Raw genomic sequence first — 14,558 nt, 5'->3', positions numbered from 1 at the left:
GAAGTCATTCCTTTAAAAAAGCTTTTAACGTGAAGGCAGCACTGACAAAACCGATTGTAAGACCTATAACTAGGCCTATAAGAAGCCACAAAGGCTTGGTATGCCAAGTATCGTCTGCCAGTTTCCCTAACCAAGCGCCACCAACAGCGAGGATAATCACTTCCATACCCATAGAACCAACCATTGCTACCAGACGTAACGCACTTTTATCTTGATTCACACTAAAAACCCCCTGCATATAGGTTTAAATGGGGTATTGGGTGAAAAATTGTTGGTTCGAGGGTAAATCTCAATTAGTCGTTTCCCCTGCTAATACTACCGGATGCCTTCTTTCATTGTCAACGCTTTCGTATGCGAGAATGTGAATAATTCGTCACACATTTGCAATATCCTTGGAGAAAGCTTGAAAAACCGGTGTAAAATTCGTGAAAATTTATTTTGTTCCAAAAAGCCTGTCCCCTGCATCTCCCAAACCTGGTATAATATAACTTTTTTCATTTAATTTCTCATCTACCGCCGCTACATATATATCTACATCTGAATGATCATTTTGCAATCTTGCAATACCTTCTGGTGCAGCAATCAAGCACATAAATTTCATACTTGTTGCACCTATTTTTTTCAATTCATCAATAGCAACAGATGCTGATCCTCCTGTGGCGAGCATAGGATCAATAACGATTAGATCACGATCACCAATATCAGATGGCATCTTTGCATAATACTGCACTGCTTCCAGAGTTGCTGGATCACGGTATAAACCAATATGACCAACTTTTGCTGCTGGAATGAGCTTAAGTACACCTTCTACCATGCCAAGTCCTGCCCGCAAGATCGGGACTAAACCTATCTTTTTTCCTTCGATCATTTTACACACAGTGGTAGTAACAGGTGTTTCTATTTCTACTTCTTTTAATGGCAAGTCCCGTGTGATTTCATATGCCATCAACATTGCTACCTCATCCACTAATTCACGAAACTCTTTTGTTCCTGTATTTTTATCACGAATATACGTCAGCTTATGTTGAATCAATGGATGATCAAAAACGTATACATTACTCATCTTTCATTCCTCTTTTCTGTTATCCATTATCGACGATGTATTTTTTTCCATACCTAAAAAAAGACCCATATTGAATATAGAGGTTTTGAAAGGAAATTACTAGCTTTCAGAAGGAATAAATGTAAATCTTTATCTAGAAAAGAAAACAAGCTTAGCTTTTTATACTTAAGCAGAGCTTGTTTTTATGTAAAGTATATTCTTATCAATCGGTGCCTAGAAATATATTTATAGGTTCTCCCTAAACAAGGAAGCTGCCTAAATTTCGTGTCTAACTTTTGGATTCAGATCAATATATATATTGCTTTATTTAGAATACGACAACATCCCCTATCTCCTTTTGGAGATAGGGGATGAACCATGTTACTTGAGCATCTTTTTGAGGTAATCCGCCAGAATACGGACTGGCTGAGAAGTATCTTCATTGGCGCAATGGAACAAATGGCAATCAGCATACCAGCTGTTCTCATTGGGATCGAGGTTACCGATCCAAGCCAGTTCGGGATGCTTCTGGCTAACTTCGGTTCGCTGTTCGGGGCTCAGTTTCCGCAGGAACCCAGAGAGTGCGTTAGAAGCGATAATGATGTCCATGGTTTCCTTCCAATTGGTTAAACAGTTACTTCTTTATTCTAGCACTACTTGATATGAAATCGAATAGGAAAGCAGTGTTGTAATAGAGCAATCTTTTGCAGACAAAAGAAGAAACTACGCAATTGCCAACTCCGTACAGGTTTTCTCGTTCGCAATGTTATAATAAAAATATTCGGACTACAAAAAAGGATAGGCAAATGGATCTGAAATCCCGAACCCGCAGTATGCTTAGGACTGCTGGCTGGGCTGGCGCAGGACAACTGTCAAAAACCGCAACAGGTGTTATTAACCTAGTGCTGGTTGCTCATCTGGGCTTTCAAGCCGTGATGATCGCTGCCTCGACTTATATGGTTAATTTCGTTTATGAGGCAATCGATCGATCTTACCAAGGAGCCACATTGACGTGGATTGGCCAATCCACCAGCGATAAGAAAGAAAATCTGCCGAAAAGTCTGAAAGTCCTGAAAGCCCAATATAAAGAGATAAAAACGGAGAAAGCGCTCGTACAGACGACTGTTATCCAAACATTGTGGTTTTCCATGACATTCGGTGTGTTTATTGGAGGATTTGCAGTTGTCTTCCCAAGCGAATTTCTGCGGCTATTTGGCAGCAGTGATTCAGTCGCCCAAGCAGGTTCTGCATACTTTCAGGTGATGATCGGGCTGATTTGTCTGTTCTCGTTTTCCAATGTACTAGAAAGTGCACTCCAGCAACTCGAAGAAGCCAAGCTCTCCTTCCGAGCGAGCATCGTGAGAAATGGAACACACCTGTTGCTTGCTGGTAGCGGAATCTGCTTCCTGCATATCGGAGTAGTTGAAATTGCGTGGGCAGCGATTTTGGGACAGGTAGCAGGGCTGATGTATGTGACCTATTTTATTTGGAAATTGGTGTTCCAAGAAAAGCTCATCTCACTTCGTCCCGATTGGCATTTTCAGAAAGATGCCATCCGTAAGGCAATCCCGCTCATTGCAGATAAGTTGTTTTACCAAGTGAACAGAATGCTGTTGTGGCACATCCTGCAAACTTATGGGGATGTAGTGTTTGCTTCGCAGAGAATTGCCGAAGATATCGTCGCGTTTCCTGTCGCGATTCTCGGAGGATTTTACGTAGCCATAAGTCAATCGGTTGCAAAGGCATTCGGCAACAGTGCGTACAGATTGGTTAAGCAGTACGCAACTAGCATGTTGAAAGCAGGTCTTCTCACCGCTTGTATCCTGCTTGGCATCGTAGGTCTCATGGGAAGACAACTTGCAGAGTTCTTCACTGATGACCCGCAGATGATCGAGTCCACACACCAATGGATCTGGATCCATGTATTGCTGAACGTAGTGGCGGTTTTGTACAAAGCCTCTGAGCAAGCACTTACAGCAATCAAACAGACTGCGATCATTGCGTGGAGCAGCCTCGCAAGCAACGTCATTTGGCTCGGTACCCAGTACTATGCTTGGAAGCACATGAACCTGTGGGCTGTCGCAATGGCGTATGTGCTGTACATGATGTTCGAGTCCGCAATAGTAAGTTGGTACTTCTACACACAAAAATGGAGGCCGGCTGTGATTAAAACAGCATAAGATCGATGTACCAGCACAATAAAAGCACCCTTCTTTTTTCACAAAGAGGGGTGCCGTCATATACAAATTACAATTTACGTTTTTCCATACTGTAAAACCATTATTCTCATATATGGAATTTTAACTTTGTATTATTATCTCTCAAAATTAATTGAATTACCATATAAAATTGAATATATGAATTACGGTTGCGATCGAAAATAGGAGGAAGCGTTTATGAAAAGCTGGTCATTGACTTTATTGTTTATTATTTGTCTCATAACTGGTTGTACTAGCTCAAACTTAGAAGGAAACTGGGTAGTTAATTGGTCTGAGAAAAAAGATCCTTGTTTTTATACCCTCTTTTTCCTTGATGATAATCGAGTGAATACCACCAAATCTAGTAACCTGAATTTTGAAAGCTTTACTTATGAAAAAATAAGTGGAAACAAATACAAGTTTAGTGCGGATAAGCATGAAGAAAATCTTGATATTCAAATGGAAAACAATTTAATGACAATGAAATTCGAAAATGGACAAGTTTGTCATTATAGAAGAATGAAAGATACAAGTGGAGTGAAATTCTGATAAGAAAAAGTCAAGGATCATTCCTGAGCATCCTTGACTTTCTTTGCTATAAATATTTTCGTTATCTATACATATAAAGGGTGCTTACTTGTCAACTTTGCCACTCGTGCTCGTGCTTTTTCAACCGTTGAAACATCTTCTCTCTCTTTCAATGTAAGAGCAATAATTGCTGCTATCTCAATCATCGCCTCTTCGTTCATTCCACGACTTGTGACAGCAGGGGTTCCGATACGAATACCACTTGTTACAAAAGGACTTTCCGGGTCAAATGGAATGGCATTTTTGTTCGTCGTAATGCCAACTTGATCCAGCAAATGTTCTGCTTCTTTTCCAGTTAAGCCTAAGTTACGAACATCAATTAGGAGCAAATGGTTGTCTGTTCCACCAGAAATTAGTTCTAAACCATTCTCCACCAGCTGATTTCCGAGCACCTTCGCATTTTTCACCACTTGGGCACCATAATCTTGGAAAGAATCGCTCAGAGCTTCTCCAAGTGCTACCGCTTTGGCTGCGATCACATGCATAAGGGGTCCGCCTTGAATACCAGGGAAAATCGATTTATCAATGGCTTTAGCATATTTTTCTTTGCATAAAATCATGCCGCCGCGAGGTCCACGCAATGTTTTGTGAGTAGTGGTGGTCACAAAATCCGCATAAGGAACTGGGCTTTGATGTTGTCCTGTTGCTACAAGACCAGCGATATGAGCCATGTCGACCATAAACAAAGCGCCAGCTTCATCAGCAATTTGTTTTAGTATAGCAAAATCAAATTCACGAGGATACGCACTTGCTCCTGCTACCAGCAACTTTGGCTTATGTTGCAGAGCCAATTCACGAACTTCTTCATAATTGATGCGATGTGTTTCTGCATCCACACCGTAAGCTACAAAATTATATAAAATGCCAGAAAAATTAACGGGGCTACCATGTGTTAAATGTCCGCCATGAGCAAGATTCATTCCGAGTACAGTGTCCCCTGGTTCTAGGAAAGCATGATAAACAGCCATATTCGCTTGTGCACCAGAATGAGGTTGAACGTTGGCATGTTCTGCCCCAAAAAGTTCTTTCGCACGATCACGAGCTAGATTCTCCACGATATCTACATGTTCACAACCACCATAATATCTTTTTCCAGGATATCCTTCTGCATATTTATTAGTAAGTACCGAACCTTGTGCTTCCATCACAGCAGGACTTACGAAATTTTCTGAAGCAATCAATTCAATATTGTTTTGTTGTCTTTCTAGTTCCAGTTGAATCGCTTCGAAAACTTGCGAATCTTGATCTTTTAACATGGGTTTTCCCCCTATTTCCGAATATTTTTCTCTAACATCATAACAAATGTTAATATTTTTTACTAGCATCGATTGCATTATCCCCATCATTTTCTGAACCTTATTCCCTTAGCGATTGTATGTCGTCTCCACAAAATACATTGCTCTTATTTTACGACAAAGGAGGTCAGATGTTTATTTTGAAGAAATATAATAACATTTGTAATTTGCATAATATATACAATATATACATTTTTTTCAGATTTTCGAACTCTGTTCATATAATATCATGGTACGATTGTATTATTTGAAATGAGGTGTTTACAATAGCTAGAGTATTAGTCGTCAATTACTTAGGAGAAGGACATGTCAATCCTTCCATCAGTCTTATAAAAGAACTAGTCGAACGCGGAGAACAAGTCACTTATTACACAAGTGACATATACAAAGATAAACTACACTATACAGGTGCAGAATTTCGTCCTATCTCTATGAAGGCCCAAGCATTGATAAAAGAGGTTACAGCAAATTTCCATGACCATAAAGAAACGAGTCCCATGATTGGAAACATGGATAAAATGATGCAGTCCATGGAATGGATTACAGATGAAATTTTAGCAGAAACCCAAAATGAAGTTTATGATTATGTAATATTTGATGCGCAAAGTTTTCCTGGAAAATGGGTTGCAGACATAAAGAAATTGCCATCATATGCACTATGGTCTACCTTTGCTTCCAGTGAAAAGACAAGTATTTTCAAAAAAGTAATGGAAAAATGGTCACCGGAAATGAAAGAACAATTTCTAAAGAAACGCCAAGAAATGGAGCAAATCACAAAACGATTGGAACGAAAGTATGGTGTTCCTGTCCCTAGTTTCATAACCGGAATGGTCGTCGATGCCGAATTACACATCATCTTTACGTCTCACTTGTTCCAGCCAGAGTCAGAACATTTTGATGAAAATTATGTTTTTGTAGGGCCATCTATCGCAAATCGACAAGAACGACTGGATTTCCCAATCGATGAATTACAAGATGACCGTGTTGTCTATATGGCTCTCGGTACCATTGTCAATAAACGTGTAGATTTGTACCAAATGTGTATAGATGCTTTAAAAGATCTTGATGTAAAAGTTGTTCTCAGTATTGGAAATCAGTTAACACCAGATGACATAGGCTCCATTCCTGATAACTTTATCGTGAGCAACTATGTCCCTCAATTGGAAGTTTTGAGACATAGTGATGTCTTTATCACTCATTGTGGTATGAACAGCACGAATGAAGGGCTGTATTTTGGAAATGCACTTGTCATGCTACCGCTTGTGAATGATCAACCAATAGTAGCAGAACAAGTAGAGAAACTGGGCGCTGGCATCTTGCTTGATCCACAAAACTTAGATGCAGATGCTCTGCGAAGAGCAGTATTGGAAGCTTTAAATAGCGAAAAATACAAAGAAAACAGTTTAAAAATTAGCCGTTCTTTCCAAGAAGCTGGGGGATATAGAAAAGCAGCTGATGAACTACTAAAAATAACAAGAGAAGAATTAGTTGTTAACACCCCATAATGCTAAAACGGTTAAGTATCAAAGTTTGAACAAATTTGGATTCAATATCATACAGTGATTGTTTCCCCATGGAAAACGCTGTTGTTTGTGTTGATAATAAGCTTAGAATGCAAAATCCCAACTTAACATGGGTGTAAGTTGGGATTTTATATGAAAGATAAAAATGTTGCAAAAAACAATTTATACTCTACTTGAGCAAAAATAAATACAAAAAATCCCAAGCGAAAATATACTCGTCTTTAGCGTCCTTTGTTGCTCTTTACAACAGACGCGGAAGACGTGTATATCAAGGGGATTTGGCACAAAATGTTAGTGAATTTGCTCATCTGGAGTTTATAAAAATTTTCAAAATATTCATACTCCGTTCGTGAACCTCTCACAACTAAAGTCGTAAGCTTCGTCTACGAAGGTTGATAGCTAGGCTATCCTTATTCGTACAGGCGTGTCCACTTCGCCTCTAGTGTATAAGCCCGTAAGGGCTACAACGTTACTTTTTCGCAAGATGTTTAATGCGCCATGGATATCTGCGTTCATCGACATTCCCGAAAATGTACGATATAAGCCACGTTTCACCCGTGCACCTCTAAAGGTATACGTTTTCGAGTTGTATGGATCATAGGTGGGAAGTTCATCTTGATCCCAAAAACTCGCTTTGAATGTGTAGCTTTCTTCTTGTTGCACCAACGTCATCCCATATCGCTCACACATATATTCCAACTTCTCTTTGATCATCCCAATGGGGATATTCACGAAATTTTGATTGTTGCGCTTGCCTAGATTACTTCCTTTTTGCAGATTTTCGTTATATCCGATAACCAGTGTCCCAATGCGATATTTCAAACAATAATTGATTATCTTACGACAGGTCTTGTTCAGGTAATCGTTCACCAAACGATTTCGTTTTGCCACCAAAGCAACTTGTTGATGCGTATACCCTTTCTGCTTTTGTTTATCTTTGATTCGCTGCAAATGGGCATTGCGTTTGTTATACCATTGGTTGATTGCCTTTAGTCTTTTTCCATCGATCAGAAAACTTTTCCCTTTGGAGGTGACACAAGCCGCGAGATTGCTTATCCCCAAATCCATTGCAAGTACATGGTTTTTATCGGTATCCCTTTGAACTGCCTGCTCTTCATACGTGTAATGCACTTCAAAGAACCTTGCTCGATGTTTGGGAAGAATACGAATCTCTTTGATTTTCTTGTCCGCCAACAAGGGAGGAATGCGAACCATCAGTGGGGGATGTTCCTTCTGATAAGAACGAGAATAGGACAACACAATCAGATTTCCATTTAAACGAATGAAGCCGACTATTAACGGATAACATCCATCTTTCAGTAGGTATCGAGGCATCTCAATGGCTCGAAAGTCGTATTTTCCTTGCTTGGCTTGTCGGATCAGCGCAAAAAAAGACTTCCATACCCCATCGACTTCTTTTAAAATTTGTTGTGCCATGTTGCTATTCAACCGCTTATAATGTTCGCTTCCTTTCAAAAGCTGATTATTTTCCTGGTAATTCAGATATTTCTTTTCCTGAAAGTATTGCTGGCGAACTTGGTATAAGCCTTGGTTGTACAAATTTTTGGCAGTATGACTCAAGTCTTTTAAAATCAGATATTCTTCTTTCGAAAGATGTTTGAGTTGTTGTTTTACAGTGAAATACATGAATTTCTCACCTCTTTTCTAGTAAGGATGAATCCTAATATGCAAAATATGGATGGATTTGTCAAAAAAGAAAACCAAAAACCGTAACGATTCATCCCACGAATGAATTCACGGGTATTCTCACCACAAAAATAAAATAAAGTGATACTATCTGTATATTTGAAATGAGGTGCAAAAATGTCCAAAGTACTAATGGTCAATTATATGGGAGAAGGACACATTAATCCTTCTATTGGTTTAATAACAGAATTAGTAAGACGTGGAGAACATGTCACTTACTACACAAGTGATCATTACAAAAAAAAGCTGGTACAAACAGGAGCTGAAGTCCGCTCGATCTCTTCAAAAGCACAGACCTTGATGAATGAGCTTTTAGCAAACTTTCATAACCATAAGGATCAAAACAAGAGTCCCATGATTGGAAACATGGATAAAATGATGCAGTCCATGGAATGGATTACAGATGAAATTTTAACAGACATTCAAAACGAAGTTTATGATTATGTTCTATTTGATGCAATGAATTCTCCTGGAAAATGGATCGCTGACATAAAGAAGTTACCATCTTATGCACTATGGTCTTCCTTTGCCTCCAATCAAAAGTCTGACTTTTTTAAAAAAGTCATGGAAAAATGGCCAACTGAAATGAAAAAGGCATTTCAAGAAAAAAAAGAACAGATGGTGCAACTAACCCAGAGACTGGAACAAAAATATGCAATTTCCATTGCTAGTTTTCTAAACGGCATGGCTGTGGAAGCTGACTCCCATATTGTATTTACTTCTCGATTGTTTCAACCTGAATCTGAACTTTATGGAAATGATTATCTCTTTGTCGGACCTTCTCTGATAGATCGAAAAGACCTAACGGATTTTCCAATCCATGAGTTACAAACTGGACCAGTAGTTTACATGGCTCTAGGTACGATCGTCAACAAACGAGCCGATTTATATCGAATGTGCATAGATGCATTAAAAGATCTGGATATGAAAGTAGTCCTTAGCATAGGCAATCACTTATCACCAACAGATATTGGTCATATCCCTGATAATTTTATCGTACGCAATTATGTACCACAGCTAGAAGTCTTAAAATACAGTGATGTTTTTATCACCCACTGTGGTATGAATAGCACAAGTGAAGGTTTATATTTTGGTAATGCTCTTGTCATGTTACCACTCGTAAATGATCAGCCTATGGTAGCAGAACGGGTAGAAAAATTAGGGGCTGGTCTCTTGCTTGATTCACAAAAATTACAGGTGGATTCATTGCGAAACACAGTACTAGAAGCGTTAAACGACCCAACCTACAAACAAAACAGCTTAAAGATCAGCCGTACTTTTCAAGAGGCTGGCGGCTATATCAAAGCTGCAGATGAATTGTTAAAAAGAACAAGAAATAAGACAGCTAATAATATATAAGAGTAAGAGCAGAAACTACTTATCCCAATAACAAAAAAATACTTTTAAATGAATTCATAGCCCTTCTGAGAAAAAAGTCAGAAGGGCTATGAATTTAGAACTACTGAGAAAAATAGATGCTTAAATCAATTCGTATAATTTAATTTCTTATAGCATTGCGAGCGAGAAAACCCACGAGTTAAATCGTGGGATGAAAGCGAGCGTTGAACGAGGGGAAGGAATTTCCCTTCAGCAGTTCAACCTTTGGAAAAAATAGATTTACAAACAAACGTTCTAGTTTTACTATATGTATAGTCGCGACAGACGAAAACCAAGTTTGCTCGAGGCAAAGAAAAAACAACAAACATAAACCGTGGGGCGCACAGGGTTAGAATAGTCATGAGGCTATCGGCCCAAGAATCCAACGGCTTTAGCCGTATGGAGTTGTCAAGACATATTATACGAATATAAATCCCACTACGCTAAAAAGAACGCTACTATCAGCGTTCTTTTGGCGATTAATTATTCTCTAACACATAAACAGCTCGGCTTCCCCCGATTAATTTCGGTCTTGTCATGGCCATTGTTACATAAGCCTCGCCAATATAAGGTGATTCAGCTCGAATCGGTACTGCTACCTTCTTTAAGTGCATTCCGATCAAAGTACTGCCAATATCAATCCCTGCATCTGCCGAAACCGATTCCACCAATATACTATCTTCCATATGGCGGTATGCATATGAGGCCATTGCTCCCCCAGCATGACGAACTGGAACAGCTGCTACTTCTGTCAAACGAAAGTAATCTGCAGTTTGTCTTGTTACAACTAAAGATCGATTTAAGTGTTCACAGCATTGAAATGCTAACATAAAACCGTGTGCTTTTTGGGATTGTGATACTGCTTCAAAAATATCGGCAGCGACTTGATCACTGCCGAAACTACCAATTCGCTCACCTAATACTTCACTGGTGCTGACACCTACTACTAATAATTTGTGATGATTCAGCGGAAAAGTAGCATGCAGCTGACTCACTATCGATGCTGTTTCCTCACGGATTTTACTCATTTTTAACGAAGTTCCTCTAACTTAGCGATCTTCTCAACACGTCTTTCATGACGATTTCCTTGGAAGGAGGCAGCAAGCCAAGCATCAATTATGGACAACGCTAATCCGCGGCCAACCACACGTTCACCTAGACAGAGAATATTAGCATTGTTATGTTCCCGGCTCATTTTAGCGGAAAATTCATCTGAAACGACTGCTGCACGGATTCCCCGAATCTTATTTGCAGCAATGGACATGCCAATGCCTGTCCCACAAACTAAGATTCCAAAATCAGCTTCTTTATTTGCCACTTTGTTCCCAACAGGTGCTGCATAGTCAGGATAATCAACAGATTCTTCTACAAATGCACCATAATCTTCAAATTCGATTTGTTTGGACCCAAGGTATTCGATTATTTCTTTTTTTAAATGTATTCCACCATGATCAGAACCTATTGCTATTTTCATTTTTAAGCTACTCCTTTGACCACTTTTCCATTAGTATCTCCAAATGTTGATACAATTCTTCTGCACACCGGCGATATACTTCCACAGAAGAACCGTATGGGTCCATGATATCAAATGTATCATCAGTAATATATTCTGTAAGTGTATAAACTTTTTTATTAAGAGAAGGAGACTCCCATAAAACAGCGTTTTTATGCTGCCGTGTCATCGTAAGAATTACGTCCGCCCACTCTAATAATTCCTCATTTAGCTGCCTTGCACAATGATCTGTATGAATCCCTTCTCTAGAAAGCACTTCTTTTGCTTGCGGGCTGATATCTTCTCCAGGCACAGCATAAATTCCCGCTGAACGAACTTCTAGCGGGAATTGTTTTTGCTGGGACATATGAGTAAGAATTGCTTCAGCCATCGGACTTCGACACGTATTACCCGTACATACAAATAAAACGCGTTTCAATTTTTTCCCACCTTTCCTCATTCTTCAGTGGGTAATATGCAAAAAATGCCCACTATTCATGTATAACACATCTGAAAAGCATTTGACAATTGGATTACCAGATAAATTGGATCCCGAGTGTCATCAATATAATTCCTCCGAATACTTCTCCATATTTCCCGATCCAGTTACCCATTAAACTTCCAAAATATAAACCAATCCAAGACATGACCCCTCCAGCGACACCACATAGTACTACAGTCAATATAGGGTCTGTTGCAAAAAAACCCAAACTTAGACCAGCAGATAAAGAATCTAAACTCACGCTAAAAGCAATAAGAATAAGACCAATAACCGTTCTATCACTAAAGGCAAGTGCATCATCCCGCTCTTGGATACTTGACCAAAACATCTGCAATCCTAATAAACAGAGCAATGCTCCTCCCACAATAACAGCAATATGATGAAAATATAAACTTAAAAATTGACCAATCCATATTCCGATAAGAGGCATCACTACATGAAAAACAGCTATAAAACAACTGATAAGAAATGAACGTTTATGAGAAGGTTTCCTCGTCCCCAGCCCTATGCCGAGTGAAAATGCATCCATTCCCAGAGCAATTGCTATGATACTAAGCGTTATTAACTGCCCCCATGCTAATGTGTCGATACCCATGGAGAACCTCCTTGTCCGTGGCTCATAAGACAAGGTTATGCACTGTCCCTGTCAAATAGAATCGAAGCCAGTTGATCAAATTATTTAATCAATTGGTTATGATTCTCATATTTTCTTATTACCATTTTTTTAAAAAAAAGATAAACTATCTACTTTCTATTTCATTAATATGCTATTATTTTTATTGAAATTACCTTATATTTATTTTAATTATGAATCTTCAAGAGACAACTAGAAATTTATAAAGAATTTACCATTTTTATCAACTCAATTTTGATGAAGGGATGTTAAAAAAATGGAATTTCATGAAAAAGTAGTCATGATTACTGGTGCTGCTGGAACAATTGGAAAAGAATTAAGTAAGCGATTCCATGAAGAAGGAGCAATACTTGTTCTTGTTGATATTGATCAGAAAGCACTTGACAATTTAAAATCATTCATGCCACAAAACGCTGATGCTTACTACTTCCAAGCAGATTGCGCAGATGAAGCAGCTGTAAAAGAATATGTCGACAAAACCGTTGATATATTTGGAGGAATTGATGCTTTTGTACACTGTGTAGGAATTACAGGTGACATTATGCCAGCTACGGATTTAACCGTACAACATATGAACGAAATCTACCAATCCAATCTTATTACTGCCTTTTTAAACCATAAATATGTGTTTCCTGTAATGAAAAAACAACGTTCTGGATCCATACTGTTTACGTCTGCGGTGTTTGGTATTCGCGGGTTACCCCATTTTGCAGCATACACTACCGCTTGCCATGCTTTGAATGGTTTTATGAAATCAGTTGCTTTAGAAGCTGCACTGACAGGTGTCCGGATAAATGCAATCATTCCCGCTCCAACCAATTCTCCTGTGATGGAAGACGTAGAAAAAGCATTGTTCCCAAGCGACCCGAAAATTGGAAGAGCACATATACTAGGATTTCTCCCATATGGTAGATATTTAGAAGCTGATGAAATTGCTGATCATGTATTATTCATGTCTTCTCCTCGGGCAAAATATATCAATGGAACTTCTCATATCATCGATGGCGGTATGCTGGCAAAATAGAGAGAAGTTTTAATCCAAAACCAATTTCTTAACAATCATAAAATACTAATACATATAACGATTTTTAGAACAAAGTTATTCGTAAATAGACACCCTTTAAAAATACAATAGATTTTTTATTGCTTTCTTCTTTATTTAAATATTCATTTTTCATTACACAAATAATTCCTATCAAAAAAAATCTCGAAGAGGGGAAAATTTTTAGTGGAGTATAAAGATAAAGTTGTTATGATCACTGGAGCTGCTGGAACACTAGGTACATCATTGAGTAAACGATTTCAAGCGGAAGGTGCTATTCTCGTCCTGATTGATAGAGATCAGGAAAAATTGGATGAACTAAAAAAACAATTGTCAAATGAATCAGATGCTATCTTTATTCCAGCCGATTGCAGAGAAGACGAACAAGTCAAACTCTATGTAGAGAAAACAATCGATTTACTTGGTAATATCGACGTTTTAATCAATTGTGTAGGCGTTTATGGCCCGATTACTCAAGCTTCTGATATTTCTTCAAATTATATTATGGATACATTCGAAACCAATGTACTGACCTCCTTTTTAAACTACAAATATGTGTTACCTGTCATGCAGAAACAGCATAGTGGATGTATTCTCTTTGTATCAGCTGTTTTTGGATTGCGAGGGCTGCCATTCTTTTCTGCATATTCTATGGTATCGCATGCACTGATCGGATTTATGAAATCCGCTGCATTGGATTGTGTAACATCAGGTGTTAGAGTCAACGCAGTCGTCCCTGCACCTATGAAATCATCTATGATGGATGAGGTGGAAGAAATTCTCTTTCCGGATAATCCAATGATGGGAAGACAACAAATTTTAAGTTTACTTCCGATGGGGCGTTATTTGGAAGCAGATGAAGTAACAGAGAGTATTTTATTTCTAGCTTCCGACAGAGCAAAATACATTACAGGCACATCACATATTATTGATGGCGGGATGACAGCGAAGTAATAAAACAATAACAAAATGAAGTCATAGAAGCAGCAACTATCTCCAGTATACGCACGATTATCTTCTACATACTTATATTTTTTAGCATTGTGAGCGAGAAAAACCACGATTAATCGTGGGATGGAAGCGAGCGATGGACAAAGGAAGGAATTTTCCTTTACCCGTCCCATTACAAACAAATATTCGCACGATAATAGTATAGTC

Annotated in this window: 15 protein-coding genes; 6 read left to right on the top strand and 9 right to left on the bottom strand. The window is 38.6% G+C overall.

From position 1 onward, the window contains the following. Positions 1–4: 4 nt before the first annotated feature. The 3 genes from AC5WOC_RS11780 to AC5WOC_RS11770 form a co-directional block, all read right to left on the bottom strand. Positions 5–220, bottom strand: coding sequence for an AtpZ/AtpI family protein (locus AC5WOC_RS11780; RefSeq protein ID WP_496055613.1), 216 nt, complete (start codon positions 218–220; stop codon positions 5–7). 213 nt (positions 221–433) lie between these two features. Continuing rightward, entirely contained in the window at positions 434–1,063 is a 630-nt protein-coding gene (gene upp / locus AC5WOC_RS11775; RefSeq protein ID WP_496055612.1) for a uracil phosphoribosyltransferase, read from the bottom strand. Between the two features lie 360 nt (positions 1,064–1,423). Continuing rightward, entirely contained in the window at positions 1,424–1,651 is a 228-nt protein-coding gene (locus AC5WOC_RS11770; protein WP_496055611.1) for a hypothetical protein, read from the bottom strand. A gap of 197 nt (positions 1,652–1,848) precedes the next feature. On the opposite strand from AC5WOC_RS11770, the gene AC5WOC_RS11765 reads away from it, so the two are divergent. Further along, positions 1,849–3,222, top strand: a complete 1,374-nt coding sequence (locus AC5WOC_RS11765; RefSeq protein WP_496055610.1) for an MATE family efflux transporter — start codon at positions 1,849–1,851, stop codon at positions 3,220–3,222. Positions 3,223–3,438: 216 nt separating this feature from the next. Continuing rightward, positions 3,439–3,789 carry a hypothetical protein gene (locus tag AC5WOC_RS11760; RefSeq protein ID WP_496055609.1) on the top strand — a complete coding sequence of 117 codons (351 nt, stop codon included), beginning with the start codon at positions 3,439–3,441 and terminating at the stop codon, positions 3,787–3,789. A gap of 65 nt (positions 3,790–3,854) precedes the next feature. On the opposite strand, the gene glyA is transcribed toward AC5WOC_RS11760, so the two are convergent. Beyond that, complete coding sequence (gene glyA / locus AC5WOC_RS11755) at positions 3,855–5,084, bottom strand: serine hydroxymethyltransferase (protein WP_496055608.1); 1,230 nt, start codon at positions 5,082–5,084, stop codon at positions 3,855–3,857. A gap of 296 nt (positions 5,085–5,380) precedes the next feature. Here glyA and AC5WOC_RS11750 point away from each other — a divergent pair, with 296 nt between their 5' ends. Further along, complete coding sequence (locus AC5WOC_RS11750) at positions 5,381–6,628, top strand: macrolide family glycosyltransferase (RefSeq protein ID WP_496055607.1); 1,248 nt, start codon at positions 5,381–5,383, stop codon at positions 6,626–6,628. Positions 6,629–7,045: 417 nt separating this feature from the next. Here the strand turns inward: AC5WOC_RS11750 and AC5WOC_RS11745 are convergent, their stop codons facing one another. After that, positions 7,046–8,293, bottom strand: a complete 1,248-nt coding sequence (locus tag AC5WOC_RS11745) for an RNA-guided endonuclease InsQ/TnpB family protein (protein ID WP_496055606.1) — start codon at positions 8,291–8,293, stop codon at positions 7,046–7,048. Positions 8,294–8,470: 177 nt separating this feature from the next. Here AC5WOC_RS11745 and AC5WOC_RS11740 point away from each other — a divergent pair, with 177 nt between their 5' ends. Further along, the gene (locus AC5WOC_RS11740) at positions 8,471–9,712 is read left to right on the top strand and encodes a macrolide family glycosyltransferase (RefSeq protein ID WP_496055605.1); all 1,242 of its coding nucleotides are present in this window, start codon (positions 8,471–8,473) and stop codon (positions 9,710–9,712) included. Between the two features lie 497 nt (positions 9,713–10,209). On the opposite strand, the gene AC5WOC_RS11735 is transcribed toward AC5WOC_RS11740, so the two are convergent. From AC5WOC_RS11735 to AC5WOC_RS11720, 4 genes are all read right to left on the bottom strand, one after another. Further along, positions 10,210–10,758: a TIGR01440 family protein gene (locus tag AC5WOC_RS11735; protein WP_496055604.1), complete on the bottom strand. Its 549-nt coding sequence runs from the start codon at positions 10,756–10,758 to the stop codon at positions 10,210–10,212. A 2-nt stretch (positions 10,759–10,760) separates the two neighbouring features. Then, on the bottom strand, positions 10,761–11,204 hold the full coding sequence (gene rpiB, locus AC5WOC_RS11730) for a ribose 5-phosphate isomerase B (RefSeq protein ID WP_496055603.1): 444 nt from the start codon (positions 11,202–11,204) through the stop codon (positions 10,761–10,763). 7 nt (positions 11,205–11,211) lie between these two features. Further along, positions 11,212–11,661, bottom strand: a complete 450-nt coding sequence (locus AC5WOC_RS11725) for a low molecular weight protein arginine phosphatase (RefSeq protein WP_496055602.1) — start codon at positions 11,659–11,661, stop codon at positions 11,212–11,214. A gap of 94 nt (positions 11,662–11,755) precedes the next feature. Next, the gene (locus tag AC5WOC_RS11720) at positions 11,756–12,319 is read right to left on the bottom strand and encodes a manganese efflux pump MntP (RefSeq protein ID WP_496055601.1); all 564 of its coding nucleotides are present in this window, start codon (positions 12,317–12,319) and stop codon (positions 11,756–11,758) included. Positions 12,320–12,614: 295 nt separating this feature from the next. On the opposite strand from AC5WOC_RS11720, the gene AC5WOC_RS11715 reads away from it, so the two are divergent. Together AC5WOC_RS11715 and AC5WOC_RS11710 are read left to right on the top strand one after the other, a co-directional pair. Continuing rightward, positions 12,615–13,382 (top strand): SDR family NAD(P)-dependent oxidoreductase, encoded by a 768-nt coding sequence (locus AC5WOC_RS11715; RefSeq protein ID WP_496055600.1) that lies wholly within the window; start codon positions 12,615–12,617, stop codon positions 13,380–13,382. A gap of 204 nt (positions 13,383–13,586) precedes the next feature. Next, positions 13,587–14,354, top strand: a complete 768-nt coding sequence (locus AC5WOC_RS11710; protein WP_496055599.1) for an SDR family NAD(P)-dependent oxidoreductase — start codon at positions 13,587–13,589, stop codon at positions 14,352–14,354. Positions 14,355–14,558: the final 204 nt, after the last annotated feature.

Source organism: Shimazuella sp. NTD247, assembly GCF_059510415.1.
This window is presented reverse-complemented; position numbering and strand designations above follow the sequence as displayed.